Consider the following 26,798-nt stretch of genomic DNA (forward strand, 5'->3'; position numbering starts at 1 on the left):
AGATGTGTATGAGGGACAACCCCAGCAGATGCCGCGTCCCGCTCTACTCCAGCCGGCACCGCCTCTGGCGTACCCTCATCCGGCGCTGCGCGCCACCTTCTCCCGGGGGGAGAAGGAGGAGGCAGCGAGGTCCTGCCGCTGCATGGCGAGTTGCCGGTGGAGCAGCAGAGCAAAGTGCTGCAGCCCGATCCGCAGGGGCGGCGGCGCGTGGTGCTGGCGACCAACGTCGCCGAGTCCTCGGTGACGCTGCCCGGGGTGCGGGTGGTGATCGATGCCGGGCTGGCACGCGAGCCGCGCTACGATCCCAACAGTGGCTTCTCGCGGCTGGACGTGGCCGCCATCGCCCAGGCGTCGGCCGACCAACGCGCCGGCCGCGCCGGCCGTGTCGCCAGCGGTTGGGCCTATCGGCTGTGGCCGCAGTCGCAACGCCTGGAGGCGCAGCGCCGCGCCGAGATCCTGCAGGTGGAGCTGGCCGGGCTGGCGCTGGAACTGGCGGCCTGGGGCAGCGATGGCCTGCGCTTCGTCGATCCGCCGCCGGCCGGCGCGTTGGCCGCCGCGCGCGAGCTGCTGCAACGGCTCGGCGCGCTCGCCGACGGTGGCGCCATCACCGCCAGTGGCCGGCGCATGCTCGCGCTGGGCACGCATCCGCGGCTGGCGGCGATGTTGCTGGCCGCCGGCGATGCGCGCGCGCAGGCGCTGGCCTGCGACCTCGCCGGGCTGATCGAGGCGCGCGATCCGCTGCGCCAGGGCGGCGATGCGCTGGCCGCGCGCTGGCGCGCCTTGGCCGCATTCCGCCGTGGCCGCGTACCGCAGGAGGCCAACCGCGGCGCGCTGGCCGCGATCGATGCGGCCGCCAAACAATGGCGGCGGCGCCTGCGCAGCGACGCCGCAGCGCCGGACAGCGTGGAGGCGCACGAACTCGGCGATCTGCTCGCCCACGCCTTTCCCGACCGCATCGGCACCCGCCATCCCAGCGATCCACTGCGCTACCAGTTGGCGAACGGCCGCAGCGTGCGCCTGTTCGAGCACAGCGACCTGCGTGGCGAGCCCTGGCTGGTCGCCACCGAACTGCGCCACGAGGCCAAGGACGCGCTGCTGCTGCGCGCCGCGCCGGTGGACGAGACCTACCTGCGTGCGCAGTTCCCGCAGCGCTTCGCGCAGGAAGACGTGGTGCGCTGGGACGCCGAGCGGCGCGCGCTGAGCGCGCTGCGCGAGACCCGCTTCGATCGCATCGTGCTCGACAGCCGTCCCGCCGGCCGGGTGGCGCCGGCGCAGGCGGCCGCGGCACTGACCGAGGCGGTACGCGAACTGGGACTGCAGGCGTTGCCCTGGAGCGAGGGCCTGTCGCAATGGCGCGCGCGGGTGGCGGGACTGCGCCAGTGGATGCCGGAACTGGACCTGCCGGACCTGGGCGATGCCGCGCTGCTGGACAGCCTCGACGACTGGCTGCGCCCGGCCTTCGCCGGCAAGACCCGGCTCGACGCGCTGAGCGAGGACGAACTGGGCGAGGCGCTGAAGGCGCGGCTGCCGTGGGACCGCCGCCAGGCCATCGACCGCCACGCACCCGTGCGCATCGCGGTGCCGTCGGGGATGGAACGACGCATCGACTACAGCCTGGACCATGCCGGGCAGCCGCAGCCGCCGGTGCTGGCGGTCAAGCTGCAGGAGCTGTTCGGCCTGGCCGACACCCCCCGCATCGCCGACGGCCGCGTGCCGTTGCTGCTGCATCTGCTCTCGCCCGGCGGGCGACCGCTGCAAGTCACCCAGGACCTGCGCAATTTCTGGTCGAACACCTATCCGGAAGTGAAGAAGGAAATGAAGGGCCGCTACCCGCGCCACCCATGGCCGGACGATCCCTGGACCGCCACCGCCAGCCACCGCGCCAAACCGCGCGGCACCTAACGCGTGCCATCCAGTGCCAGGCGTGCGCGCGGTGACTGCGCGCACCTGTGGCAAGAAAGAACGAGGAAGCGGATGCCCTTGCACGACCGAGCGATGGGCCGCCTGCCAGGCCCTTCGGGTCGAGCCTGGCAGGCGCCCGCGCGCGTTCGAGCTGACGGTCGTTCCGGCGCTGCACCATGCAGCGCCAACGGCGCTTCGCCTGGCCCCACCGAGTATTCGGGTTTGGATGACGCGCCCTCAGCGTGCGCCCGGCATTCAGCCACCAGACGAATCCACGGCGCTGCGCTAACGCCCCGTATACGGTAGGCGGGAGACACTGCAGCCCTTCATTCCTGCCAGTAGGGGACGCCCATGAGCAAGCTGACCATCATCACCGATCGCGCCCTGGATCTCGCCAGCCACGCAGGCGACAGCCTCAAGCACTTCGGCCCGCAGGCGAACAAGTGGTTGCAGTCGGGCAAGGCGATGGGCGCGCTCAAGGCAGGCGCGGCGATGGGCGCCGTCAAGACCGGCACCAAGGTCGCGCGTACCGCGGTGCGCCGCAACCCGGCCGTAGCGATCGCCGCCGCCGCGGTCGGCGTCGGCCTGCTCGGCTATGCTATCTACCGCAAGCGCCAGCGCGACAAGGGCGCGCCGATCGAGGGCAATGCGCAGCGCATCGAAGCAGCCAACAAGCGCGGCAATGTCGGCGCGCGCCGCAGCGCCGCCAGCAGCCGCGGCACGCGCCGCAATGCCGCAGCGCAGGACGCCACCGAAGAGTGAGTTCCGCGTACTGCCGCTGACGGCAGCCGCAGCATGAAACGCAGCGACCGGGAGATCTCCAGGTCGCTTTTTTATGGGGTCGCCGCGACCCTGCTTTTCTAACGTAGGAGCGGCTTCAGCCGCGACCGTTGCGTTTCCGAGGTTCCGATGTCGCGGCTGAAGCCGCTCCTACGCGTCACTCGGCACAACACGCACTACAGCGCGCGCCACGCGCCCGGCGCCAATCCGTCCAACCGATGCGCGCCCATCCCCGCACGCACCAGGCGCAGGGTCGGCAAGCCGACCGCAGCAGTCATCCGCCGCACCTGCCGGTTGCGGCCTTCGCGCAGTACGACTTGCAACCAGGCATCGGGCACGCTTTTGCGGAAGCGCACCGGCGGATCGCGCGGCCACAGCGGTGGCGGCGCGTCCAGCAACGTCACCTCTGCACGCGCGGTCGGACCATCGTTCAACAGTACGCCGTCGCGCAGGCGAAGCAATTGTTCCGGTTGTGGCGCGCCCTCCACCATCACCCAGTAGGTCTTGGGCTGCTTGTGCCGCGGATCGGTGAGCCGGTGCGCCAGCGCGCCGTCGTCGGTCAGCAGCAGCAGACCTTCGCTGTCGTAGTCCAGGCGTCCGGCCGCGTACACGCCGGCCGGCAGGCCGAACTCGGCCAGGGTCCGCCGCGGCGGCGTGCTGCGGTCGGTGAACTGGCACAGCACGTTGAAGGGCTTGTTGAAGGCGATCAGCATCGGCGGGAACGGCGGCGGACCTGCGCCGCACGGCGCGGCGCAGGCATTGTCCCATGCGCCCGCGCCGCCCCGCCCGCGCGCCGGCTCAGCGCTTGACGAACTTCAGGGTCATCCGGTCGCTCTCGCCGATCGCCTGGTACTTGGCATCGTCGGCGGCCTCGTGCTGGTTGCTCGGCGGCAACGTCCACACGCCACCCGGATAATCCTTCGTGTCGCGCGGATTGGCGTTGACCTCGCTCTTGCCGGCCAGCTTGAAACCGGCCGCCTCGGCCATGGCGATCACCTGCGCCTGGCCGACATAGCCGCTCTTGTCGTCGGCCGCCACGTCGGCCTTGGCGCGGTGTTCGACCACCCCGAGCACGCCGCCGGGCTTGAGCACCTGGTAGAAGCCCTTGAACATGCCCTCGGCCTGGCCGGCCATGCGCCAGTTGTGCACGTTGCGGAAGGTCAGCACCAGGTCGGCCGAGCCGGGCGGGCCGAACACCGGCGCGTTCGGCGCATACGCCACGATGCGCGCGCGGTCGTACTGCGCCGGCGCCGCGGCGAACGTCTGCTCCAGGCCGCTGCGCGCCTTCTGCTGGTAGTCGCGGCCGCGCCCTTCCGGCACCGCCGCCGGATCGACCACCGCGGCGATGTACTGACCACGCTCGCGCAGGTACGGCGCCAAAATCTCGGAGTACCAGCCGCTTCCCGGGGTGATTTCGATCACCGTCTGGGTCGGCTTGATGCCGAAGAACGCCAGGGTCTGGCCGGGGTGGCGATAGGCGTCGCGGGCGACGTTGGCGCGGTCGCGCCAGCTGCCGTTGATCGCCGTCTGCAGCGCCGCGTCCGGCGCCGGTAGCGTGGCGGTGTCGGCCGGCTTGATCGCCTGCGCCGCGGGGGCGAGCAACGCGGCGGCGACGGCCAGGGTACAGGCGCAGGCGAGCGAGGTTCGAAGCGTCATGGCAGGCATCCGCAAGAGAGGTGCCGCGAGCCTAGCACGCGGCCCGATACCGACGAATGTTGCACTTCCGTTAGCGCGAATCACGTCTACAGAACGATGTTTTCGCGAGCATTTGACGACCGCCCAACCCCTGGCGACTATCCTGTCGCCTCCCCCACAGTGGAACGTTTTCCATGCTGCACACGCGCGAACTCGGCCGTTCCGGCCTGCATGCGGCACCGCTGGCGTTCGGCGGCAACGTGTTCGGCTGGAGCGCCGACGCCAAGACCTCCTTCGCCCTGCTCGATGCCTTCGTCGAGGCCGGCTGCAATCTCATCGACACCGCCGACATCTACTCGGCCTGGGTGCCGGGCAACCACGGCGGCGAATCGGAAACGTTGATCGGACAGTGGCTCAAGCGCAGCGGCAAGCGCGACAAGGTGCTGATCGCGACCAAGGTCGGCAAGTGGGCCGAACGCCCGGGCCTGTCGGCCGACAACATCGCCGCCGCCGCGGAGGACTCGTTGCAGCGCCTGCAGACCGACGTCATCGATCTGTACCAGGCGCACGAGGACGACGATTCGGTGCCGCTGGAAGCGTCGCTGGCGGCGTTCGGGCGGCTGATCGAACAGGGCAAGGTGCGCGCGATCGGCGCCTCCAACTACGGCGCCGCGCGCCTGCGCGAAGCCCTGAACGTCTCCGCGCAGTACGGCCTGCCCCGCTACGAGACGCTGCAGCCGGAGTACAACCTGTACGACCGCGCTGGCTATGAGGCCGACCTGGAACCGCTGGTGCGCGAACAAGGCCTGGGCGTGCTGTGCTACTACGCGCTGGCCAGCGGCTTCCTCAGCGGCAAGTACCGCCGCGCCGAAGACGCCGGCAAGAGCAAGGCACGCGGCGCCAGCGTGGTCGCGCGGTATCTCAATGCGCGCGGCCTGCGCATCCTCGCCGCGCTCGACGACATCGCCGGCAAGCATGCCGCCACGCCCACGCAGGTGGCGCTGGCCTGGCTGATGGCGCGGCCGGGCATCGTCGCGCCGATCGCCAGCGCGACCAGCCTGGACCAACTGCAGGATCTGCTCGCCGCCGCGCGCCTGCAGCTGTCGGCCGAGGACATCGCGGAATTGAATACCGCAAGTGAGGAAACCGCATGACCGCCCCCACCCAGACCACCCGCATCGTGCTCGCCTCGCGCCCGCAGGGCGCGCCGGGCACCGACAACTTCCGCACCGAACAGGCGCCGCTGGCGCCGCCCGGGCCGGGGCAGGTGCTGCTGCGCAACCGCTGGCTGTCGCTGGACCCGTACATGCGCGGGCGCATGAGCGATGCGCCCTCCTACGCGCCGCCGGTGCAACTGGGCGAGACCATGGTCGGCAGTACCGTCGCCGAGGTGCTGCAGTCGAACTCCCCCGACCATGCGCCGGGCGATCTGGTGCTGGTGCAGAACGGCGGCTGGCAGAGCCATCTGGTCGTCGACGGCACCAGCCTGCGGCGCAAGCTCGACCCCACCTCGCCGCTGCCGCCGAGCACCGCGCTCGGCGTGTACGGCATGCCCGGCTTCACCGCCTACGCCGGCCTGCACGAGATCGGCAAGCCGCAGCAGGGCGAGACCGTCGCGGTGGCCGCGGCCACCGGCCCGGTCGGCGCCACGGTGGCGCAGATCGCCAGGTTGCGTGGGGCGAAGGTGATCGCCATCGCCGGAGGCGCGGAGAAATGCCGCTACCTGCGCGAGGAACTGGGCGTGGACCTGGCCCTGGACCACCGCGCCAAGGACTTCGCCGAACAACTGCGCGCCGCCGCGAGCGACGGCATCGACGTGTACTTCGAGAACGTCGGCGGTCACGTGTTCGATGCGGTGCTGCCGTTGCTCAACGATTTCGCGCGGGTGCCGGTGTGCGGCACCATCGCCACCTACAACGCCAACGGCGCCTTGCCGCCGGGGCCGGATCGGTTGCCTGCGCTGATGGGCCAGGTATTGCGCCAGCGCCTGACCCTGCGCGGCTTCATCGTCGGCGACTTCGTCAAGCTGTATCCGGAGTTCCTGCGCGAGATGGGCGCCTGGCTGGCCGACGGCCGCGTGCGCTATCGCGAACACGTGGTGGACGGGCTGGAGAACGCACCGCAGGCGTTCATCGACATGCTGAGCGGCGGCAACTTCGGCAAGCTGGTGGTGCGGCTGGGCGACTGAGGCCAAGGGCCGAAACTCGACTCTCGTAGGAGCGGCTTCAGCCGCGACCGGGCGTTCCCGCGAACGCCCGGTCGCGGCTGAAGCCGCTCCTACGGACAGCATGGGTCGATGACGCGGCACGGCGTTGTGGTGCGCATGCACGCCCCAGCATCGACGCACGCGGATGCAGCCACTACCATCGGACGCATCGCCGCCGCCGCCGCTTCCATGTCCGATTCCCCGCGTCCCCCTCGCGCACGCCGCACCGCACGCGCCGCCACCGCTCCCACCCCGCCCGAGCGCGGCCTGGCCGCGGAACTGATGCGGCGCATCGGCGAATGCGAAGGCGACCCGAACTTCATGACCTCGCTGGCGCGCGGCCTGGCCGTGCTCAGCGCCTTCGGCCAGCACAGCCGCGACGTCAGCATGGCCCAGCTCAGCGCCGACACCGGCATCCCGCGCGCGGCGGTGCGGCGCGTGCTGTACACGCTGGAGAAGCTCGGCTACGCCGGCACCCACGGCCGCGGCTACGTGCTGCTGCCGCGCGCATTGGGCATCGGCAGCGGCTACCTGTCCACCGCCGCCCTGTCGGTGGCGGCGCAACCGGTGCTGGATGCGTTGCGCGACACCCTGCACGAATCCTGCTCGCTGGGCGTGCTCGACGGCGACGACCTGCTGTACGTGGCGCGCGCGGAGACGGTGCGGATCATGTCGATCGGCCTGCGCGCCGGCAGCCGCCTGCCGGCCTACTGCACCTCGATGGGACGGGTGCTGCTGGCGGCGCAGCCGGGCGACACCTTGAACAGCTACCTGGAACGCAATCCGCTGCGCCCGCGCACCGAGCGCACCGTCACCGACCGTGCGCAGTTCCAGGCCCTGCTGGAACGCGTGCAGCGCGACGGCTATGCGGTGGTGGACCAGGAACTGGAGATCGGCCTGCGCTCGGTGGCGGTGCCGGTGCGCAACCGCCAGGACCGCGTGGTCGCCGCGCTCAACGTCGGCAGCTCGGTGGCACGGATGACCCTGGGCAGCCTGCAGAGCACGGTGTTGCCGGCGCTGCGGCATGCGGCGCAGCAGTTGAGTCGGGTGCTGGACTGAGCGTCACCGATGCCGCGCCGACCCGCCGCGTCGCCCACCAGAACAGCAACGCCAGCAGGCTGACCGCCGCCCCCAGGCGACACACGCCCGCCCAGCCGGCCTGCGCGTAGGTCGCGGTCGTCGCGATCGCGCCCAGTCCGCTGCCCACCGCGTAGAACAGCATGTACAAGCCGATCAGTCGGCCATGCGCCTGCGGCCGGCGTCGCAGGATCATGCTCTGGCTGGTGACGTGCAGCGCCTGCCCGGCCAGGTCGAGCAGGACGATTCCCAGCACCAGCGCGGCGAGCGACTGCGGCAGCCACGACAACGGCCACCAGGCCAGTACCAACACCACCAGCGCCGCGGCGCTGGTGCGCTGGGCATGGCCGCGGTCGGCCCAGTGCCCGGCGCGCGCGGCCGCCAGCGCCCCGACCGCGCCGACCAGGCCGAAGGCGCCGATGGCGAGGTGCGAAAACGCATAGGGCGGCGCGCGCAACGGCAACACCAGCGCGCTCCAGAAGATGTTGAACGCCGCGAACATCAGCAGCGCCAGTCCGCCGCGGACCTGCAGCACGCGCTCCTGCCGCAACAGCGTCAGCATGGACATGATCAGACGCGGATGGGGCAGCGGCTGCGACGGCACCGGCAGCGCCGGCAGCGCCGGCAACCAGCGCCACAGCGGCAACGCGAGCGCCAGCATCAGCACCGCCGCGCCGGCATAGACGCCGCGCCAGCCGGCCAGTTCGCTGACCCCGCCTGCAAACACCCGCGCCAGCAACAGGCCGATGAACACCCCGCCCTGCGCCGCACCGACCACCCGTCCCTGCTCCTGCGGCGCCGCAGCGCTGGCGGCGTAGGCGATCAAGCCCTGGGTCATCGCCGTGCCCAGCATGCCGACGGCGAGCATGCCGGCCAGCAACACCGGCGCCGACCGCGCCACGCTCACCACGACCAGCGCCGCGACCAGCCCCAGCGCCTGCACCGCCATCAGGCGACGACGCTCCACCAGGTCGCCCAGCGGCACCAGCAACAACAAGGCCAGCGCGCAGCCGATCTGGGCCGCGCTGACCACGCCGCCCACCGCCGCCGGGCGGATCCCGAAATCCGCTGCCAGCGCATCCAGCAGCGGCTGCGCGTAATAGACGTTGGCCACGCTCAGGCCGCTGGCGATGGCGAACAGCCAGAGCAGGCGACGCGGCATGGCGGGCGCAGCGGTGACGGGTTGCATGATAGACGGCTCGCCTGGTTTCAAAACGAAACTTGTTCCAGGCTAGGTCGATAGGTTTTAAAATGCAACCACTATCGCCCAGCGCCTCCAGGAACGCCGATGCCGTCCCGCCCCGCCCTGCCCGCTTCGCCCTGCCCGGTGGCGCGCAGCGTCGACCTGATCGGCGACCGCTGGTCGCTGCTGATCGTGCGCGATGCCTTCGATGGGGTGCGCCGCTTCGGCGACTTCCAGCGCAGCCTGGGCATGGCGCGCAACATCCTGGCCGACCGGCTGCGCAAGCTGGTCGAGGCCGGCATCCTGGAGACGCGCGAGGCGTCCGACGGCAGCGCCTACCGCGAGTACGCGCTGAGCGCCAAGGGCGAGGACCTGTTCGCGGTGGTGCTGGCGCTGCGGCAATGGGGCGAACGGCATCTGTTCGACCACGGCGAGCGCCATTCGGTGCTGATCGACACGCGCAGTGGCAAGCCGGTCGCGCGCATGCAGCCGCGCGCCGCCGACGGCACGCGGCTGAGTCCGGCGGTCACCGAAGTGCGCAAGGTGCGCTGAGCGGAGCGCTGTGCGCGCTAGGCGGCGCCCTCGGCGGCCTGTTCGGCCAGGATCGGCGCGGCCAGGGCGAAGGCATGGTTGGCCGCCGGCACACCGCAATAGATCGCCGCCTGCAGCAGCACTTCCTTGATCTCGTCGGCGCTGACGCCGTTGTTGCGCGCCGCGCGCACGTGCAGCTTGAACTCCTCGTCGTGGCCGCGCGCGACCATCATCGCCAGGGTCAGCAGCGAGCGCGTGTGCCGCGGCAGGCCCTCGCGGGTCCACACCGTGCCCCAGGCGGTGCGGGTGATGAAGTCCTGGAACTCCTCGGTGAACGGCGTGCGCGCGGCCAGCGAGCGATCGACGTGGGCATCGCCGAGCACCGCACGGCGCACCTGCAGGCCGGCAGCGTAGCGTTCGTTCTCGTCCATCGGGTCGACTCCTGAAACGTAGGGAAAAGGCAGGCGCGGCTACTGCAGCAGGAAGCGCAGCAGCGCGTCGTTGAAGGCGTGCGGCGACTCGACGTTGCACAGGTGGCGGCCATGCACCTCGGCATAGTCACCCTTCGCCACCTGCGCGGCGATGGCCTGCAACTCGGCCGACGGACACACCGGGTCGTCGTGCCCGGCCACGGCCAGCACCGGCACGCGGATCTCGCCCAGGCGCTCGCGGAAGTCGGCCTCGGCCAGCGCCTGGCAGCAGCCGATGTAGGCCTGCGCATCGGTGACGCGGAAACTGTCCAGGATCGCCTCGACGGCAGCCGGCTGCGCCTCGGCGAAGGCCGGGGTGAACCAGCGCGTGCGGGTGCCGTCGCACAGCGGTGCCAGGCCCTCGGCGCGCACCTGGTCGATGCGCGCCTGCCAGCTCTCGGCGCTGCCGATCCTGGCCGCAGTGGCGCACAGGGTGAGGCTGAGCAGGCGCTCGCCGGCATGCAGGCCCAGCCACTGCCCGGTCAGCCCGCCGATCGACAGACCGCAGAAATGGCTGCGCTCGATCGACAACGCATCCCAGAGCGCCAGCACGTCGCCGCCGAGATCGGCCATGGCGTACGGCGCCGGCGCGGCGGTGGAGGCGCCGTGGCCGCGGCGGTCGTAGCGCAGCACGCGGAAATGCGGCGACAGTGCGGCGATCTGCGCGTCCCACATGTGCAGGTCGGTGCCGAGCGAATTGCATAGGGTCAGCCACGGACGGCCTTCGCTGCCGTCGATGCGGTAATGCAGACGATGCGTGGGCAGGTCGAGGATCGGCATGGGCGGCGCTCGCTGAGAAGATGGAAGGGGCCATCGCGGCATGGACCGCGCGGCACCGGCAAGTCTAGAACGTGGCGCCGACGCTGCGGCAGACAGGTGCGGCGCGGCCGCTCACGCGCGCGCCTGCGCAGCGAGCACGCGCTCGATCCACACCGTGGCCATGCCGCGCCAGCTGTCGCTGGCGAACAGCGCGTCCAGTTGCGTCGGCGCCAGCACCGCGGTCACCTGCGGGTCCTCGGCCAGCACCGCGCGCAGGTGTTGCTGCGCGGCCAGTGCGCGACGCACCGCCGTTTCCACCAGCGCGTGCGCGGCGGCCTTGCCCAGGTGGGTGGCCAGGGTCACCGCCACCGCCTCGGCGTAGAGCAGGCCGCCGTGGCTGTCCAGATGCGCGGCCATGCGCGCGCGGTCCAGTTCCAGGCCCTCGATCAGCACCCGCACCTGGGCCAGGCTGCCGGCGCTCAGCCGCACCAGCTCCGGCAGGGTCTCCCATTCGGCATGCCAGCCGCCGACCGCGCGCTCGTGCTCCTGCGGCAACGCTGCGAACAGGGTCGCCAGCAGGCCCGGCGCACGCGTGGCTGCGGCGATCGCGACCACGCAGCCGACCGGATTGCGCTTGTGCGGCATCGCCGAGGAACCGCCCTTGCCCGCCGCCGCCGGTTCGAACGCCTCGGCCACTTCCGACTGCATCAGCAGGGCGACGTCGCGGCCGATCTTGCCCAGGCTGCCGGCCAGCAGCGCGAACGCCGCGCCGATCTCGCCGATGCGGTCGCGCGCCGCGTGCCAGGGCAGCGACGGCAGCGGCAGCCGCAGCTCCGCGGCCAGCGCCTCCGCCACCGCCAGGCCCTGCGACTGCAGCGCGGCCAGGGTGCCGGCGGCACCGCCGAACTGCAGCACCAGGGCATCCTTGCGCAGCGCCTGCAGGCGCCGGCGGCTGCGCTGCAGCGCGTCCAGCCAGCCGGCGGCCTTCAGCCCGAAGGTCACCGGCACCGCCTGCTGCAACAGGGTGCGCCCGGGCAGGCCGGTGTCGCGCTCGCGCTGCGCCAGCGCCGCCAGCGCCGCGCACAGGGCGTCCAGTTGCGCTTCCACGTGGTCGAGCGCGGCGCGCAGCTGCAGCACTGCGCCGCTGTCGATGATGTCCTGGCTGGTCGCGCCCCAGTGCACCCAGCGCGCGGCGTCTTCATCGGCGGCGGCGACCTGGGCGGTGAGCGCCTTGACCAGCGGGATCGCCGGATTGCCGGCCAGCGCGGTGGCGGCACCGAGCGTGGGCAGGTCGTAACGCGCCGCGTCGCACGCGGACACGATCGGCGCCACGGCGCTGGCCGGGATCACCCCGCAGCGCGCCTGCGCGCGTGCCAGTGCCGCTTCCACGTCGAGCATGGCCTGCAGGCGGGCGCGATCGTCGAAGGCTGCATCGACGGCCGGATCGCCGAACAGCGGACGCAACAGGGACTCGGACACGCTCATCGGTTCGTACGTGGTGGAGAGGTCAAGCAGGGTAACCGCTGCGGCCTGTGCAGGATGTCTGTCGCACTCAATAGCGGAAGAACACGGTCTCGTGCTCGCCCTGCATGCGCACGTCCCACTGGTAGCGGTTGGGCGCCAGCGGTTGCGCAACCAGGGTGGCGCGGCGCTCGGCCGGCACCTGCGCCAGGATCGCATCGCTGTCCAGGTGGTCGTCGCCGAAGTACAGCCGCGTCGGCGCGGCGCGCAGCAGGCCGCGCATGAACACCAGCACCACCAGGTGCGGCGCCTGCAGACCCTTGGGCCCGGCAACTCGGCCGGGCTTGACCGTGCGGAAGGCGAAGCGGCCCTGTGCGTCGGTCGGTACCCGGCCCCAACCGTGGAAGGCGGGATCGTGCTCGCCGCGGCGCGGATCGGCGGCATGGTCGTAGATGCCGGCGGCATCGGCCTGCCAGATCTCCAGCAGCGCATCGCCGACCGGCACGCCATTGCCGTCGAACACGCTGCCGGCGATCTCCACGTGGGTGCCCTGCGCCTGTGGCGGCGCGATCTCGGTGCGGTACAGCGGTTCCAGCCCGATCCGGTAATAGGGGCCGACCGTCTGCGACGGGGTTGCCTGGAAACTCATCGCCTCACTCCCAAGGGGTCTGCTTGCGTCCGCGCAGGACGATGTCGAACCGGTAGCCCAGCGCGAACTCGTTGGCGGTGGTCTCCCAGTCGAACGCGGAGACCATGCGCTCGCGCGCCTTCGGGTCCTCGACGCAGTTGAAGATCGGGTCGAACGCCAGCAACGGATCGCCGGGGAAATACATCTGCGTGACCAGGCGCTGGCCGATGCCGTCGCCGTGCAGCGAGAAGTGGATGTGCGCCGGGCGCCAGGCGTTGTAGTGGTTGCGCCACGGATACGCGCCGGGCTTGATGGTGGTGAAGCGGTAGCGGCCGTGGTCGTCGGTCAGCACCTGGCCGGTGCCGGTGAAGTTGGGATCCAGCGGCGCGTCGTGCTGGTCGCCGGCATGCAGGTAGCGGCCGGCGGCGTTGCACTGCCACACCTCGACCACACTGTTGCGCACCGGCTTGCCGTTCTCGTCGAGCAGGCGCCCGCTGACGATGATGCGCTCGCCCAGCGGCGCGCCGGGGAAGCCGGCGGTGAGATCGGCGGCATGTTCGCCCAGGGTGGTGCGGTCCAGGGTCGGGCCGGTGGCCTCGGACAGGGTCAGCGGGATCGCGATCGGATCGCGGGTCGGGCCGCGCGCGCCGGTGGAGGCGTAGGGCGGATGCAGAAAGGCCGGTTGCGTGCCCGGGTAGGGGCGGCGATAGCCGAGCAGGGGATCGATGGGGGTGTCGTCGCGCATCGTGCGGTCTCGCTGGCTCCGCGCGGAGCCGGTTGGCTGGAAGGATGATGCAGGCGTGCGGGGCGCAGCGTCGATGGGGCGAGCGGCTACAACCGCTCGATCGCCAGCGCCACGCCCTGGCCGACGCCGATGCACATGGTCGCCAGGCCGCGGCGGCCACTGCTGGCTTCGAGTTGGCGCAGCAGGGTCAGGGCAAGGCGCGCGCCGCTCATGCCCAACGGGTGACCGAGCGCGATCGCGCCACCGTTGGCGTTGACGTGCGCGGCATCGTCGGCGACGCCGAGTTCGCGCAGGCAGGCCAGGCCCTGCGCGGCGAAGGCTTCGTTGAGTTCGATCGCGTCGAAGTCGCCGATGGACAGCCCCAGGCGCGCCAGCAGCTTGCGCGTGGCCGGCACCGGGCCGATGCCCATGTAGGCCGGCTCCACGCCGGCACTGGCGAAGCCCAGCACACGTGCGCGCGGGGTCAGGCCCAGCGCCTGCACCTGCGCTGCGCTGGCCAGCAGCAGCGCGGCGGCACCATCGTTGATACCCGAGGCGTTGCCGGCAGTGACCGTGCCAGGCTGGCGGAAGATCGGCTTGAGCCTGGCCAGCGCCTCGGGCGTGGTGTCGGCGCGCGGATGCTCGTCGACGCGGACGTCGATGGTCTCGCCGCGCTTTTTGCCCGGCGCGGTCACCGGCACGATCTCGCCGTCGAAGAAACCGGCCGCCTGCGCGGCGGCGGTGCGCTGCTGGCTACGCAGCGCGAAGGCGTCCTGGTCCTCGCGCGCGATGCCGTGGCGCGCGGCCACGTTCTCGGCGGTCTCGCCCATCAGGTCCACGCCATAGAGTTGCTGCATCTTCGGATTGACGAAGCGCCAGCCCATGGTGGTGTCCTCGAGCTGCTGGTTGCGGGCGAAGGCGCTCTCCGCCTTGCCCATCACCCACGGCGCGCGCGACATCGACTCCACGCCGCCGGCGATGGCAAGGCCCAGTTCGCCGGCACGGATGCCGCGCGCGACGGTGCCGATGGCATCCAGGCCGGAGCCGCACAGGCGGTTGACCGTGCTGCCCGGCACACTGAACGGCAGGCCCGCCAGCAGCAGGCTCATGCGCGCGACGTTGCGGTTGTCCTCGCCGGCCTGGTTGGCGCAGCCCAGATAGACGTCGTCGATGCGCGCCGGATCCAGCTGCGGATGCCGCGCCAGCAGCGCCTGCAGCGGCACCGCGCCGAGATCGTCCGCGCGTACCCCGGCCAGGGCGCCGCCGTAGCGGCCGATCGGCGTGCGAATGCCGTCGATGATGTAGGCCTCGTTCATGCCGCCTCCGTGGAATCGGCCAGGGTCAGCGCCAGCCCGGTGGCCTGGCGCAGGTCGTCCAGGCTCACGCCCTCGACCAATTCGAGCACGCGCGCGCCGTCCGGCCCGAGCGCGAACACGCCCAGGTCGGTATACACCCGCGACACGCAGCGCAGCCCGGTCAGCGGATAGCTGCACGCGGTGACCAGCTTGGGTTCGCCGTGCTTGGTCAGCAGTTCCATCATCACGTAGACCTGCTTGGCGCCGATCGCCAGATCCATCGCGCCGCCGACCGCGGGCATGGCATCGGCCGCGCCGGTACTCCAGTTGGCCAGGTCGCCGTGCACCGACACCTGGAACGCGCCGAGCACGCACACGTCCAGGCGCCCGCTGCGCATCATCGCGAACGAGTCGGCGTGGTGGAAATAGCAGCCGCCGGTCAGCAATGTCACCGGCTGCTTGCCGGCGTTGATCAGGTCCAGATCCTCCTGCCCCGGCGGCGGCGCCGGCCCCATGCCGAGCAGACCGTTCTCGCTGTGCAGGAAGATCTCCTTGTCCGCCGGCAGGAAGTTGGCCACCGCGGTCGGCAGGCCGATGCCCAGGTTGACGTAGGCGCCCTCGGGGATGTCGCGCGCCACCCGTGCGGCCAGCGCGTTGCGGTCGATGCCGCGCCCGTTCAATGCGTGCATGCGTCCTCCTGCGTGGCGCTCACCGCCACCAGCCGTTGCACGAAGATGCCCGGGGTCACCACCGCTTCCGGATCCAGTGCGCCGAGTTCCACCACCTGCTCCACCTGCACGATCGCGCAGGTCGCCGCCATCGCCATCAGCGGGCCGAAGTTGCGCGCGGTCTTGCGGTACACCAGGTTACCCCAGCGGTCGCCGTGGTGCGCCTTGATCAGCGCGAAGTCGGCGCGGATCGGATACTCCAGCACGTAGTGGCGGCCGTCGATCTCGCGGGTCTCCTTGCCGGCGGCCAGCTCGGTGCCGTAGCCGGTGGGAGTGAAGATCGCGCCCAGGCCGTTGCCGGCGGCATGGATGCGCGCGGCCAGGTTGCCTTGCGGCACCAGTTCCAGTTCCAGCTGGCCGGCGCGGTAGGCCGCGTCGAAGTGCTGCGAGTCGCTCTGCCGTGGGAACGAGCACACGATCTTGCGCACGCGCTTGTGCTTGATCAGCGCGGCCAGCCCGGTCTCGCCGTTGCCGGCGTTGTTGTTGACGATGGTCAGCTCGCGCGCACCCTGCGCGATCAGCGCATCGATCAGCGCATCGGGCATGCCCGCGGTACCGAAGCCGCCGATCATCACCGTGGCGCCATCGTGGATGTCGGCCACTGCGGCGGCGCACGACGGCAAAGTCTTGTCGATCATCGGCGCCGCTCCGCCGTCGCCGGCCGGGGGCGCAGCGCACGGCGGCGCAGGCGCATTACGGGGTCTGCCACGACATCCTCCTCCAGGTCGCTCCGGGAGGCCACGTTAGGCCCGCTCCGGCGGGCGGTCAATCCGATTATCGGATGCATAGTTCGATAAACGAACAATTTAACGATACGGCAACGGTGCACCGGACCTGCCCCGTTGTATACATTCGACCATCGCCAAGCATCGGGCGATGGCGCAATTGCACCGCTATGTCGTTGCGCGCCGCAACACGCAAGGATCTTCCCCCAGCCTGTTGTATACACAATCGAGGTCGCCGCCATGCAGTCGTCCGCTCCGGCATTTCCGCTCAATGCCTGGTACGCCATCGCCTGGGATCACGAGGTCAAGCACGCGCTGCTGCCGCGCAAGGTGTGCAACCTGGACATCGTGCTGTACCGCACCAGCAACGGCCGCGTCGCCGCGCTCGAGGACGCCTGCTGGCACCGCCTGGTGCCGCTGTCGATGGGCCGGCTGCGCGGCGACGACGTGGTCTGCGGCTACCACGGCCTGGTCTACGACGCGAACGGGCGCTGCGTGCACATGCCCTCGCAGGACACGATCAATCCGTCCGCCTGCGTGCGCCGCTTTCCCACCGTGGAGCGGCACCGCTACGTCTGGGTGTGGCCGGGCGACGCGGCGCTGGCCGATCCGGCGCTGGTGCCGGACCTGCACTGGAACGACGACCCGGCCTGGGCCGGCGACGGCCGCACCATCCACGTCAAGTGCGACTACCGGCTGGTGCTGGACAATCTGATGGACCTGACCCACGAGACCTTCGTGCACGGCTCCAGCATCGGCCAGGACGAGGTCGCCGAGGCGCCGTTCGACGTGGTCCACGGCGAGCGCAGCACGGTGGTCTCGCGCTGGATGCTCGATATCGACCCGCCGCCGTTCTGGGCCTGGCAGATCGAGCACGCGCACGGCTACCGCGGCAAGGTCGACCGCTGGCAGATCATCCGCTTCGAAGCGCCGTGCACCATCGCCATCGATGTCGGCGTGGCGGTGGCCGGCAGCGGCGCGCCGCAGGGTGACCGCTCGCGCGGGGTCAACGGCTACGTGCTCAACACCATCACCCCGGAAACCGACCGTACCTGCCATTACTTCTGGGCGTTCGCGCGCAACCATTCGCTGCACGAACAGTCGATCACCACGCGCCTGCGCGATGGCGTCAGCGGCGTGTTCGGCGAGGACGAGCTGATCCTGGAAGCGCAGCAGCGCGCCATCGATGCGCATCCGGACCACGTGTTCTACAACCTCAACGTCGATGCCGGCGGCATGTGGGCGCGGCGCCTGATCGAGCGCATGGTCGCGGCCGAACAGCGCAGCCAGGACCTGCAACTGCGCATGGTCGGATGAATCGCCGACAGATCCCGGGAGCCACTGCCATGTCCGCCGCGCACCCGTTCCGCTCCAGTGCCGCCCAGACCACCCGCGCCCTGCTGGAATTGCGCGAGTTGATCCTGGCCGGCGAACTGACCGCCGGCGAACGCCTGTCCGAGGTCGCCTTGGTGGAACGCCTGGGCGTCTCGCGCACGCCGGTGCGCGCCGCCCTGCAGCGACTGGCCGAGGAAGGCCTGGTGCAGCCGCTGCGGGGCGGTGGCTATGCGGTGCAGGCATTCGACGAGGCCGACGTGGACGACGCCATCGAACTGCGCGGCACCCTGGAAGGCCTGGCCGCGCGTCGCGCCGCCGAACGTGGTGCCGACCCGGCACTGTTGGCGCGGGCACAGGCGCTGCTGGCGCAGATCGACGCGGTGCTGACGACGCGGCCGCTGAGCGAAGAGGCCTTTGCTCGCTATGTCGACTGCAACGCGCAGTTGCACGCCTTGCTGTTCGAGATGGCCGGCAGCGCGCTGCTGTCACGCGAGTTCGCGCGGGTCGCGCAGTTGCCGTTCGCCTCGCCCAGCAGCTTCGTGCTCGAACGCGGCCAGGCCGCCACCGTGCTGTCGATTGCGCAGGACCAGCACCGCCAGGTGCTGGACGCGATCGCGCGCCGCGAAGGCGCGCGCGCCGAAGCGCTGATGCGCGAACACGCGCGGCTGGCGCAGCGCAACGCCCATCATGCCTTGCACGACCAGAACGCGCTGGGCCAGATCCCCGGCAGCCGCCTGCTGCGGCGCCGCCCACCCGCCTGATCGCGTCCCACGCCGTACCCGCTCCCCCTCCCGCCTGCCGGACCCCGCCATGCGCAAAGACACCCAGTGGACCACCGCCCGCGTCGTCGCCGTCGCCACGCCGTGCCAGGACGTGCGCGAGATCGTGCTCGATCCCGGCCGCGCCAGCCGCCCCTTCAGCGTCGGCAGCCACCTCGACGTGCGCGTGCGCATCGGCGACGCCTCGCACGAGCGCTCCTACTCGCTGGTCGGCGAGCCCGCGGCCGATGGCCACTACCGCATCGCGGTGCGCGCGGTGCCCGACAGCCGCGGCGGCTCGCGCGCGATGTGGGCGCTGGTGCCGGATGACCAACTGGACATTTCCTCGCCCAACAATCACTTCGCGCTGGACGAGACCGCCGAGCACATCGTGCTGGTGGCCGGCGGCATCGGCATCACCCCGATCCTGGGCATGGCGCAACGACTGGCGCGCGGGCGTATCCCCTTCCAGCTGCTCTACGCCGGCCGCAGCCGCGCCAGCATGGCGTATCTGGAGCATCTGCAGGATCTGCTCGGCAAGCGTCTGCAGCTGTTCTGCCCGGAACATCTCGGCCAGCTCGAATTGGCCGCGCAGATCGCGCAGTGGCCCAAAAGCGCCGACGTCTACGCCTGCGGTCCGCTGCCGCTGCTGGACGAACTGCGGCAACGCTGGCGCGACGACGGCCGTGCTCGCGCGCGCCTGCACTTCGAGACGTTCGGCAACAGCGGCAATGCGCCGGCGCAACCGTTCGTGGTACAGGTGCCGGCGCTGGGCAAGACCGTCCAGGTCGCCGAGAACGAATCGCTGCTGGATGCGCTGAGCGCGGCCGGCGTGGAGGTCATGGCCGATTGCCGCCGCGGCGAATGCGGCCTGTGCGTGGTCGAGGTGCTGGAAGCCGCCGCACCGCTGGACCATCGCGACGTGTTCCTCAGCGACGAGCAGCGTCACAGCAACCGCAAGCTGTGCGCCTGCGTCTCGCGCGCGCTCGGCGGCAGCCTCAGCATCGACACCGGCTACCGCGCCGACGCGTTCTGACGCGCACGCGCGACGCCATCCGCACGTACCGCAGGCGCCGTCCACCGCAGTGGGCGGCGCCTGCGGGTGTTCAACATCATCCGTGCGACGTCACTTGGTCGCCGCGTCCCAATGCTCCTGGATCTTGCCGTTCTGGATGCGGAACATGTCGAACCAGGTGGTGGTGTAGGTCTTGCTCGCATCCTTGGGATCGGGCAGCGTGCGCACCGACACCAGGGTCACGTAGTCGCCTTCGGCCAGGATCGCCACCAGCGGCAACTGCACCCGTGGCTGGATCGGCGTCGGCTTGACGAACGACGTCAGGAACGCCAGGAACGCATCGCGGCCGTTGGCCACGTTCGGGTTGTGCTGGATGTAGTCCTTGGCCATGTACATCGGCGCATATTCGGTGTGCCCGGCTTCGAACACGATGCGCCAGAAGTCGTAGACCAGACGCTTGTTGGCGGTGGTGCGCCAGTCCTCGCCATGCAGCAGCTGCTGGTGGTTGGGATTGGCGGTGACCGCGGTCTGCGCGAACGCGGACGCGGCGGGGAGCGCAAGCAGCAGCGCCAGCAGACAGGCCTGAAAACGGATCTTCATGGAAGACTCTCCGATGGGGGAACAGGGGAATGCGCGATGACGCCGCGATGACGCGATGCGCGGCAGCGATGGCACCGTCGCGACTGCAGCGTAGCGACGCGCAGCGCTTGCGCGATGCAGGAAACCGCAAGAAACACGCGAATTTAGCCGCTTTTTTCCTGACCTGGGAGAATCGCCACAGTTACCTCGACATCAGAAATGGCACTGCACACGCACCTGAAGGTGCGTGTGCAGTGCACGGCGCAGCGATACGTTGGCGGTCTGCCTTGTCGGGCATCGACGTATCCCATCGATGTCATCGACAGCGACGATCGATGGCCTTTCGGGATGATCAGCCATTCGGCTGCTGAAAAGCCGGAGAGTCCGGGTTCGGGATCGAAAGAAAGCCAAGACGGGCACGATCGACATGCGCAGAGGGACTGGGACGCGGCTCGACGAATCCCCAATCCCGATTCCCGAATCCCGGCTTTAGAGCGCCAACGGCAATCCCGCATAGTTCTCGGCGATGGTGGCCCGGCCGGCGGCGCTGCCGAGGAGGTAGTCCAGTTCCGCATCGTGCAGGCGGCGGCTGAACGCGTCCTCGTCCGGGAAGCGATGCAACATCGTGGTCATCCACCAGGAGAAGCGCTCGGCCTTCCACACGCGCTGCAGGGCCAGTTCCGAATAGCGCTGCAGCGGCGCGCCGCTGTGCTCCTGCTGCGCCTGCGCGAACAGGTGCGCGAGCAGGCCGACGTCGCCGGCAGCCAGGTTCAGGCCCTTGGCGCCGGTCGGCGGCACGATGTGCGCCGCATCGCCGGCCAGGAACAGGCGGCCGTACTGCATGGGTTCGGCGACGTAGCTGCGCAGCGGCGCGATGCTCTTCTCCAGTGACGGGCCGGTGACCAACGCCTGCGCCACGTCGTCGGGCAGGCGCTTGCGCAGTTCGTCCCAGAAGCGATCGTCCGACCACTCCTCCACGCGCTCGTCCGCCGGCACCTGCACGTAGTAGCGGGTGCGGGTGGGCGAACGCATGCTGCACAGGGCGAAGCCGCGCGCGTTGCGCGCATAGATCAGCTCGTCGGCCACCGGTGGGGTATCGGCCAGCACGCCCAGCCAGCCGAACGGATAGACCCGCTCGTACACGCGCAGCACCTCGGCCGGGATCGCACGGCGGCTGACCCCGTGGAAGCCATCGCAGCCGACCACGTAGTCGCAATCCAGGCGCTGCGTGACGCCATCCTGCACGAAGCTCAGCCACGGCTGCAGTCCGGCGATGTCGTGCAGCTGCACATCCTCGACGGAATAGAGGGTGGTGGCGCCGGCGGCACGGCGTGCGTCCATCAGGTCGCGGGTCACTTCGGTCTGGCCGTAGACGGTGACCGCACGACCACCGGTCGCCGCACTCAGTTCGATGCGTTCGCGGCGCTGCTCCAGCGCCAGCTCAAAGCCATGGTGGACGATGCCTTCGCGCTGCATGCGCGCGCCGGCCCCGGCGGCGCACAGCAGGTCGGCGGTGCCCTGCTCCAGCACGCCGGCGCGGATCCGCGACAGCACGTGCTCCGGCGTCTGCCGCTCGACGATGACGGTGTCGATGCCGTGGCCGTGCAGCAACTGCCCGAGCAGCAGTCCGGCCGGGCCGGCGCCGACGATGGCGACCTGGGTACGCATGCGTCCTCCGAAGGATGGGGCCGATGCACAGTGTTCCGGCATAGGCGCGCCGAGGACATGGATCATTGCGACCGATTCCGGTACTTTTCGCCGATGCCCCGCACTGCTTCAGCTGCCGCCACGTCACCCGTCACGGTCCCGGCCTTCCGCCTGTACGGCGAGACCGGCGACCGCGAGACGCCGGATCTGCTGCACTGGGAATCCATCGCCGCGCGCAGCCGCTTGCACGACTGGCACATCCGCCCGCACCGCCACGACGACCTGCTGCAACTGCTGTATCTGCAGCGCGGCAGCGCCGGCCTGCACTTGGACGGAACGCAGCAGCGCCTGCGCGGGCCCTGCCTGCTGCTGTTGCCGCCGCTGTGCGTGCACGGCTTCCGCTTCCAGCGCAATGTGCGCGGTCACATCGTGACCGTGTCGGCACCACTGCGGCAGCGCCTGGCGGCGCAGTGGCCGAGTGTGGACGAGGCGCTGGCGCGGCCGCTGTGCCTGCCCGCCGGCGACCAGCAACCGATGCTCGATGCCTGCTTCGCCACGATCGCCGCCGAACACGCGCAGCGTCGCCCCGGCCGCGAACCGATGCTGCAGGCGCTGGCGACGCAGGCCTTGCTGTGGGCGGCGCGCGGCGCGCTGGCGCAGGCCCACGCCGATCCGCACGACGCCGACCGTGGCGCGCGCCATGTGCGCGCCTACGCCGCGCTGATCGACGCGCATTACCGCGAGCACTGGCCGCTGGCACGCTATGCCGACCGGCTCGGGCTGAGCCGCAGTCATCTCAACGCGCTGTGCCGACGCCTGGCCGGCGCCTCGGCGCTGGAACTGCTGCAGCGCCGGATCATGCTCGAGGCGCGACGCAGCCTGGTCTACACCACCTTGACCGTGCAGCAGCTCGCGGAAGTCCTGGGCTATGCGGATGCGGCGTATTTCAGCCGCTGCTTCCGCCGACATGCCGGGTGTTCGCCGATGCAGTTCCGGCAGAGGGCGCAGGGGTGACACGACCCGCAGCCAGCACGCAGATCGCGGTGCGGTCGCTCTACTGTGGGAGGGACTTCAGTCCCGACGCGTGATCGATGATCGACCAGTCCCGCTTCGTTCGTCGCGGCTGAAGCCGCGACGAACGAAGCAGCAATGGCGAGTCACCGCAGAGGCGTCGGGACTGAAGTCCCTCCCACAATGCAGCTCAACACGCACGCAACGGAACAATCATCTCTCCCGAAATCAATGCATCCACGAGCATCACCGGGCGCCGATGCGATGCCCGGCTACTTCCCCTCAGAACGGATACTGCGGCGCGCTGTCCTGGATCGTCACCCACTGCCAGTGCGTGTACTGGCCCCAGTCGGCCGGGCCGCCCATGCTGGTGCCGTTGCCGGACGCGCCGGTGCCGCCGAACGGGTTGGTGACTTCGTCGGCCACGGTCTGGTCGTTGATATGCAGCAGACCGGTGTGCAGGCGCTCGCCCAGCGCCATCGCGCGGCCGACCGAGGCCGACAGGATGCCGGCCGACAGGCCGTATTCGGTCTGGTTGGCCAGCGCCACCGCCTCGTCGTCGCTGTCGAAGGCGATCACGTTGGCCACCGGGCCGAACACTTCCTCCTCGAATGCCGGCATGCCCGGCTGCACGTTCGACAGCACCGTAGCCGCGTAGAACAGGCCGTCGTGGGTGCCGCCGGCCTCGATTACCGCGCCCGCCGCCACCGACGCATCGACCACCTCCTTGACGTGCTGCAGCTGGCGCTGGTCGATGATCGGGCCGAGCGCCACGTGTGCGGTGGCCGGATCGCCGACCGGCAGGTGCCGCGCCTTCTCGGCCAGGCGCCGGGTGAGTTCGGCGGCGATGCTGCGCTGGACCAGTACGCGGCCGGTGGCCATGCAGATCTGGCCCTGGTGGAAGTACGCGCCGAAGGCGATCGCCGACACCGCCTTGTCCAGGTCGGCATCCTCCAGCACGATCAGCGAGTTCTTGCCGCCCAGTTCCAGTGCGGTCTTCTTCAGGTGCTTGCCGGCCAGTTCGCCGATGCGGCGGCCGGCGGCAGTGGAACCGGTGAACGCGATCATCGGCACGCCCGGCGCTTCGACCAGCGCCTGGCCGGCGTCGGCGCCGCCCGGCAGCACGTGCAGCAGGCCCTTCGGCAGGCCCGCCTGCTGCAGCACTTCGGCGATGACGAAACCGCCGGCATACGGCGTGCGCGGATCGGGCTTGAGCACCACCGCATTGCCCACCGCCAGCGCCGGCGCCACCGAGCGCAGCGACAGCACCAGCGGGAAGTTGAACGGCGAGATCACCCCGACCACGCCCAGCGGCAGGCGCCGCGCCAGGCTCAGCCGGCCGGGCGCGGTCGGCAGCACCTGGCCCTGCGCCTGCAGCGGCATCGCCGCCGCCTGCTGCAGCAGCACGATCGCCTCGCGCACCTCGTGCTCGCCCTTGGGCAGGATGCCGCCGGTCTCGCGCGCGATCAGCGCCGCGGCCGCCGCCGCATGCTGCTGCAGCACCTGCGCGGCGCGATGGAACACCGCCGCGCGCTCGCGCGGCGGCGTTGCCGCCCAGGCGCGTTGCGCGGCGCGCGCCTGCGCCACCGCCGCGGTCACGTCGGCCGCATTGGCCTGGCCGACGCGGTGCAGCGGCATGCCGCTGCCCGGTTCGATCACCTCGAGGACGCCGCCCTGGGCGGCGACCCACTCGCCGTTGAAGATGCGCTCGCTCCAGGTGGACGCGGCGGCCAGGGGTTCGGTGCTGTGCATGCTGTGTGCTCTCGTAGAAAGAGGAAGAAGAAGTCGTTCAGAGGGCAGTGGCGGCCAGGCCGCCATCCACCGGCAGGTTGACGCCGTTGATCCAGCGCGCCGCATCGGAGGCCAGGAACACCACCGCTTCGGCGACCTCGTCGGCATAGGCCGGGCGCTTCATCTTGCCGGCATCGGCCTGGACCCGCTCGGGCCCGAGCATGGTGACGAAATCGCCCAGGATCGGCGTGAACACCGGGCCTGGCGCGACGCTGTTGACGCGCACCGAATGCTCGGCGAACCAGTCGCGCGAACGCAGCAGCGTCCACACGATCAGCGCTTCCTTGAAGTACTGGTAGCAGGTCGCCTGCGGCACCGGATGCGCCGCCAGCCAGTCGCTGCCGGCGGCGTAGCTGTCGGTGGCAGCCAGCTGCTTGTGCAAGTCCAGCCGCCGCGGCCACTCGGCGCCGAGGATGGAGGCGATGTTGATGATGCTGCCGCCGGGCACGATGCGCGGCAGCAACGCCTGGCTGAGATGGCGCAGGCCCAGGTAGTTGACCTTCGCCACCACGTCCACCGGCGCGGTGCCGGGCACGCCGGCGATGTTGGCCAGCGCATCGATGCGCTCGGGCAGCTGCGCCACCAGCGCGTCGATCGAGGCCGGGTCGCCGAGATCGGCCTGGTGGAAGCCGTGCAGGGTCATGTTGACCGGCTGGCGGTCGATGCCGATCACCGTGGCGCCGTGGAAGCGCGCCAGGCGCGCGACCTCGGCGCCGATGCCGGAGGCCACGCCGGTGACGAGAAGGGTCTTGTTGTGCAGATTCATGGCAGCGCGTGTCCGTTGCGGAGTTGGGCGTCAGAAGACGTGGATGTATTGCAGGTTGACGTTGTGGCCGGAGGGCGCGTTCCTGACCTCCACCGGCATGTAGAAGTTGGCGTTGAAGATGTTCTTCTGGTCGATCCGCCACGACAGGCCGGGGCCCAGGTAGAACTGGGTCTGCTTGCTGTCGGCGACGCGTTCGCCATTGGTGCGGTTGTCACGCAACTGCTTGAGGTAGTAGCCGTTGATGCCCAGGTGCAGGTCCTTCACCACTTCCAGCGAACTGGCGAAGTTGAGCCACGCCGCGTCGCCGGCCTGGCCGTTGCGGAACACGAAGCCTTCGCCCTGCGGCACGTTGGAGGCCTTGTCGGCACGGAAGTTGTAGATGTAGTTCAAGCGTCCGCTGATTTCCCAGCGCGGCGTCGGCAGGATGCTGAAGGCCCAGCTCGGCAGCACCGACCAGTAGCCCGCGCCCTGGTTGACGTCGCGGTTGCGGTCGAACTTGCCGATGGGCGCCAGCACATCCAGTTCGAAACGCTGCGAGAACACCGGGCGGCCATCGCGGATCACCGGCGCCATCTGCAGGTAGGGGCCGATGGTCAGATCGCCCAGGCCCGCGCCGTTGTCGCGCAGCGCCACCGGGCTGTCGTATGCGAACGAGGTGTCCAGGTCGACCAGCGCGGCCAGCGCGGTGACGCCAAGCGAACCACCGAACAGCTTGTAGTCGCTGAGGTAGGCGACCTGGGTGACCCACACCGAGGAGCCGATGTGCGGATCGCGGAACACCGGCACGTCGTCGCCGTGCGCGTCCTTGATCGCATCGAAGTCGTAGCGGCGCAGGTACTGGATCGCGCTCCAACCCGGGTTGGGTTTGCTGAAGCCATCGAAGAAGCTGGTGCCACCGGTGTTGATGCCGGTCGGCAGGGTGGCGCTTTGCGGCACCGTTTGCGCCGCGGCGGGCGCGACGCAGGCGATGGTCAGCAGGGCGAGCAGAAACAGGCGCGCGCGGGCATGCGGCGGTGGGGGGATATGGTGGCGGACACGCTTCACGGGCAGGCACTCCAGGCAAAAGGGGAACGGCGGGGTGCGGGGGGACAGGAACGCGAGCAGGCGCCGCCGCGCGCAGGGCGCGGCCACGCGGCGACGCATGCCGTCAGCGGGACGCCGGCGGCGGGTCGGGGATCAGCGAGGAAGATGGGCGCGCGGCGCAGGCCGGCCGCACCCACGCACAGGGCTACAGACGCTCGAGCACGTCCAGCCGGTCCAGCGCCTGCAGCAGCGCGCGTGCCGAGGTCGCACCGAGTGCGGTGGCAAGCTGCTGCTCCATGCGCACCACTTCGGCTTCGGCCTGCGCCAGCAGCGCCGCGCCGGCGGCGGTCAGATGCAGGTGCTGCATGCGCCGATCCTGGCGCCCGCGCACCTGCCGCAGCAGTTTGCGCTTGACCAGGCGCGCGACCACGATGGCCAGGTTCGGCGGCGACACGCTCAGCACTTCGCCCAGTTGGCGCTGGTTGATGCCCGGATTGGCGTCCACCAGCACCAGCAGCGAATACTCCACCGGCTTCAGCTCGAAGGCGCGCACGCAGTCCTGGAACAGGCGCCGCACCTGCAGTTCGGTGCGGGTGATGCGGTAGCCGATCAGGCTGGTCAGGCGCCGCTGGTCCACGCTGTCCGCCGTGTGCGGATCGGCGGGCAACGCGCTGCTGGACATCTCGGGACTCGGTTTCGAACTCACTGCGCTTCCTGCATGGGGCATCCTGCGGCCAGGCCACGGCGGATGCGCACGCATCCATCGGCG

General features: G+C 70.5%; 26 protein-coding genes and 1 pseudogene. 10 read left to right on the top strand and 17 right to left on the bottom strand.

From position 1 onward, the window contains the following. Positions 1-126: 126 nt before the first annotated feature. Positions 127-1,902 (top strand): annotated as a pseudogene (hrpB, locus tag ACP93_RS10495) (ATP-dependent helicase HrpB); the annotation flags it as partial. Positions 1,903-2,253: 351 nt separating this feature from the next. Next, complete coding sequence (locus ACP93_RS10500) at positions 2,254-2,664, top strand: hypothetical protein (protein WP_048490642.1); 411 nt, start codon at positions 2,254-2,256, stop codon at positions 2,662-2,664. Positions 2,665-2,858: 194 nt separating this feature from the next. On the opposite strand, the gene ACP93_RS10505 is transcribed toward ACP93_RS10500, so the two are convergent. Beyond that, positions 2,859-3,395: a pseudouridine synthase gene (locus ACP93_RS10505; RefSeq protein ID WP_048490643.1), complete on the bottom strand. Its 537-nt coding sequence runs from the start codon at positions 3,393-3,395 to the stop codon at positions 2,859-2,861. Between the two features lie 85 nt (positions 3,396-3,480). Next, on the bottom strand, positions 3,481-4,338 hold the full coding sequence (locus tag ACP93_RS10510; RefSeq protein WP_048490644.1) for a class I SAM-dependent methyltransferase: 858 nt from the start codon (positions 4,336-4,338) through the stop codon (positions 3,481-3,483). Positions 4,339-4,511: 173 nt separating this feature from the next. Here ACP93_RS10510 and ACP93_RS10515 point away from each other — a divergent pair, with 173 nt between their 5' ends. The 3 genes from ACP93_RS10515 to ACP93_RS10525 all read left to right on the top strand — a co-directional run bounded on the left by ACP93_RS10515 (position 4,512) and on the right by ACP93_RS10525 (position 7,582). Continuing rightward, a complete protein-coding gene (locus ACP93_RS10515; RefSeq protein WP_048490645.1) occupies positions 4,512-5,471 on the top strand; it encodes an aldo/keto reductase in 960 nt (319 codons plus the stop codon). Further along, on the top strand, positions 5,468-6,505 hold the full coding sequence (locus tag ACP93_RS10520) for an NADP-dependent oxidoreductase (RefSeq protein WP_048490646.1): 1,038 nt from the start codon (positions 5,468-5,470) through the stop codon (positions 6,503-6,505). Before ACP93_RS10515 ends, ACP93_RS10520 begins: the two co-directional genes overlap by 4 nt. Before the next feature lie 207 nt (positions 6,506-6,712). After that, positions 6,713-7,582 carry an IclR family transcriptional regulator domain-containing protein gene (locus tag ACP93_RS10525; RefSeq protein ID WP_048490647.1) on the top strand — a complete coding sequence of 290 codons (870 nt, stop codon included), beginning with the start codon at positions 6,713-6,715 and terminating at the stop codon, positions 7,580-7,582. On the opposite strand, the gene ACP93_RS10530 is transcribed toward ACP93_RS10525, so the two are convergent. After that, positions 7,476-8,789 carry an MFS transporter gene (locus ACP93_RS10530; protein ID WP_228136010.1) on the bottom strand — a complete coding sequence of 438 codons (1,314 nt, stop codon included), beginning with the start codon at positions 8,787-8,789 and terminating at the stop codon, positions 7,476-7,478. The two genes, ACP93_RS10525 and ACP93_RS10530, sit on opposite strands and share 107 nt — an antisense overlap. A gap of 99 nt (positions 8,790-8,888) precedes the next feature. Between ACP93_RS10530 and ACP93_RS10535 the strand changes: the two genes are divergently transcribed. Then, on the top strand, positions 8,889-9,335 hold the full coding sequence (locus ACP93_RS10535; protein WP_048490649.1) for a winged helix-turn-helix transcriptional regulator: 447 nt from the start codon (positions 8,889-8,891) through the stop codon (positions 9,333-9,335). A 17-nt stretch (positions 9,336-9,352) separates the two neighbouring features. Here the strand turns inward: ACP93_RS10535 and pcaC are convergent, their stop codons facing one another. The 8 genes from pcaC to ACP93_RS10575 all read right to left on the bottom strand — a co-directional run bounded on the left by pcaC (position 9,353) and on the right by ACP93_RS10575 (position 16,017). Then, on the bottom strand, positions 9,353-9,745 hold the full coding sequence (gene pcaC / locus ACP93_RS10540) for a 4-carboxymuconolactone decarboxylase (protein WP_048490650.1): 393 nt from the start codon (positions 9,743-9,745) through the stop codon (positions 9,353-9,355). A 39-nt stretch (positions 9,746-9,784) separates the two neighbouring features. Continuing rightward, positions 9,785-10,564: a 3-oxoadipate enol-lactonase gene (pcaD, locus tag ACP93_RS10545; RefSeq protein ID WP_048490651.1), complete on the bottom strand. Its 780-nt coding sequence runs from the start codon at positions 10,562-10,564 to the stop codon at positions 9,785-9,787. A 111-nt stretch (positions 10,565-10,675) separates the two neighbouring features. Beyond that, positions 10,676-12,028: a 3-carboxy-cis,cis-muconate cycloisomerase gene (locus tag ACP93_RS10550; RefSeq protein ID WP_048490652.1), complete on the bottom strand. Its 1,353-nt coding sequence runs from the start codon at positions 12,026-12,028 to the stop codon at positions 10,676-10,678. Between the two features lie 67 nt (positions 12,029-12,095). Further along, positions 12,096-12,653, bottom strand: coding sequence for a protocatechuate 3,4-dioxygenase subunit alpha (gene pcaG, locus ACP93_RS10555; protein WP_048490653.1), 558 nt, complete (start codon positions 12,651-12,653; stop codon positions 12,096-12,098). A gap of 4 nt (positions 12,654-12,657) precedes the next feature. Beyond that, entirely contained in the window at positions 12,658-13,377 is a 720-nt protein-coding gene (pcaH, locus tag ACP93_RS10560; protein WP_048490654.1) for a protocatechuate 3,4-dioxygenase subunit beta, read from the bottom strand. 86 nt (positions 13,378-13,463) lie between these two features. Further along, the gene (gene pcaF / locus ACP93_RS10565) at positions 13,464-14,672 is read right to left on the bottom strand and encodes a 3-oxoadipyl-CoA thiolase (RefSeq protein WP_048490655.1); all 1,209 of its coding nucleotides are present in this window, start codon (positions 14,670-14,672) and stop codon (positions 13,464-13,466) included. Next, positions 14,669-15,340 (bottom strand): 3-oxoacid CoA-transferase subunit B, encoded by a 672-nt coding sequence (locus ACP93_RS10570; protein ID WP_048490656.1) that lies wholly within the window; start codon positions 15,338-15,340, stop codon positions 14,669-14,671. Before ACP93_RS10570 ends, pcaF begins: the two co-directional genes overlap by 4 nt. Further along, positions 15,328-16,017, bottom strand: a complete 690-nt coding sequence (locus ACP93_RS10575; RefSeq protein WP_048490657.1) for a 3-oxoacid CoA-transferase subunit A — start codon at positions 16,015-16,017, stop codon at positions 15,328-15,330. Before ACP93_RS10575 ends, ACP93_RS10570 begins: the two co-directional genes overlap by 13 nt. 327 nt (positions 16,018-16,344) lie before the next feature. On the opposite strand from ACP93_RS10575, the gene ACP93_RS10580 reads away from it, so the two are divergent. Genes ACP93_RS10580 through ACP93_RS10590 form a run of 3 tightly spaced genes read left to right on the top strand, consistent with a single transcriptional unit; the run spans position 16,345 to position 19,233 of the window. Beyond that, positions 16,345-17,421 (top strand): aromatic ring-hydroxylating dioxygenase subunit alpha, encoded by a 1,077-nt coding sequence (locus ACP93_RS10580; RefSeq protein WP_048490658.1) that lies wholly within the window; start codon positions 16,345-16,347, stop codon positions 17,419-17,421. 29 nt (positions 17,422-17,450) lie between these two features. Then, positions 17,451-18,200: a GntR family transcriptional regulator gene (locus ACP93_RS10585; RefSeq protein WP_048490659.1), complete on the top strand. Its 750-nt coding sequence runs from the start codon at positions 17,451-17,453 to the stop codon at positions 18,198-18,200. Between the two features lie 49 nt (positions 18,201-18,249). Continuing rightward, positions 18,250-19,233 (top strand): PDR/VanB family oxidoreductase, encoded by a 984-nt coding sequence (locus ACP93_RS10590; RefSeq protein ID WP_048490660.1) that lies wholly within the window; start codon positions 18,250-18,252, stop codon positions 19,231-19,233. Between the two features lie 90 nt (positions 19,234-19,323). Here ACP93_RS10590 and ACP93_RS10595 read toward each other — a convergent pair whose 3' ends face one another. Together ACP93_RS10595 and pobA are read right to left on the bottom strand one after the other, a co-directional pair. After that, positions 19,324-19,812 carry a nuclear transport factor 2 family protein gene (locus tag ACP93_RS10595; RefSeq protein WP_048490661.1) on the bottom strand — a complete coding sequence of 163 codons (489 nt, stop codon included), beginning with the start codon at positions 19,810-19,812 and terminating at the stop codon, positions 19,324-19,326. Between the two features lie 468 nt (positions 19,813-20,280). Further along, entirely contained in the window at positions 20,281-21,459 is a 1,179-nt protein-coding gene (pobA, locus tag ACP93_RS10600) for a 4-hydroxybenzoate 3-monooxygenase (RefSeq protein WP_048490662.1), read from the bottom strand. Positions 21,460-21,552: 93 nt separating this feature from the next. Between pobA and ACP93_RS10605 the strand changes: the two genes are divergently transcribed. After that, positions 21,553-22,452: a helix-turn-helix domain-containing protein gene (locus ACP93_RS10605; protein WP_048490663.1), complete on the top strand. Its 900-nt coding sequence runs from the start codon at positions 21,553-21,555 to the stop codon at positions 22,450-22,452. 279 nt (positions 22,453-22,731) lie between these two features. Here the strand turns inward: ACP93_RS10605 and ACP93_RS10610 are convergent, their stop codons facing one another. The 4 genes from ACP93_RS10610 to ACP93_RS10625 all read right to left on the bottom strand — a co-directional run bounded on the left by ACP93_RS10610 (position 22,732) and on the right by ACP93_RS10625 (position 26,711). Then, a complete protein-coding gene (locus ACP93_RS10610) occupies positions 22,732-24,201 on the bottom strand; it encodes a benzaldehyde dehydrogenase (RefSeq protein WP_048490664.1) in 1,470 nt (489 codons plus the stop codon). Positions 24,202-24,238: 37 nt separating this feature from the next. Next, positions 24,239-25,006: a coniferyl-alcohol dehydrogenase gene (locus ACP93_RS10615; RefSeq protein ID WP_048490665.1), complete on the bottom strand. Its 768-nt coding sequence runs from the start codon at positions 25,004-25,006 to the stop codon at positions 24,239-24,241. A gap of 30 nt (positions 25,007-25,036) precedes the next feature. Further along, a complete protein-coding gene (locus ACP93_RS10620) occupies positions 25,037-25,999 on the bottom strand; it encodes a SphA family protein (RefSeq protein WP_053069736.1) in 963 nt (320 codons plus the stop codon). A 235-nt stretch (positions 26,000-26,234) separates the two neighbouring features. Continuing rightward, complete coding sequence (locus ACP93_RS10625) at positions 26,235-26,711, bottom strand: MarR family winged helix-turn-helix transcriptional regulator (RefSeq protein WP_048490666.1); 477 nt, start codon at positions 26,709-26,711, stop codon at positions 26,235-26,237. Between the last annotated feature and the right edge of the window lie 87 nt (positions 26,712-26,798).

This window comes from Xanthomonas sp. NCPPB 1128 (assembly GCF_001043115.1).
Lineage (GTDB): Bacteria > Pseudomonadota > Gammaproteobacteria > Xanthomonadales > Xanthomonadaceae > Xanthomonas_A.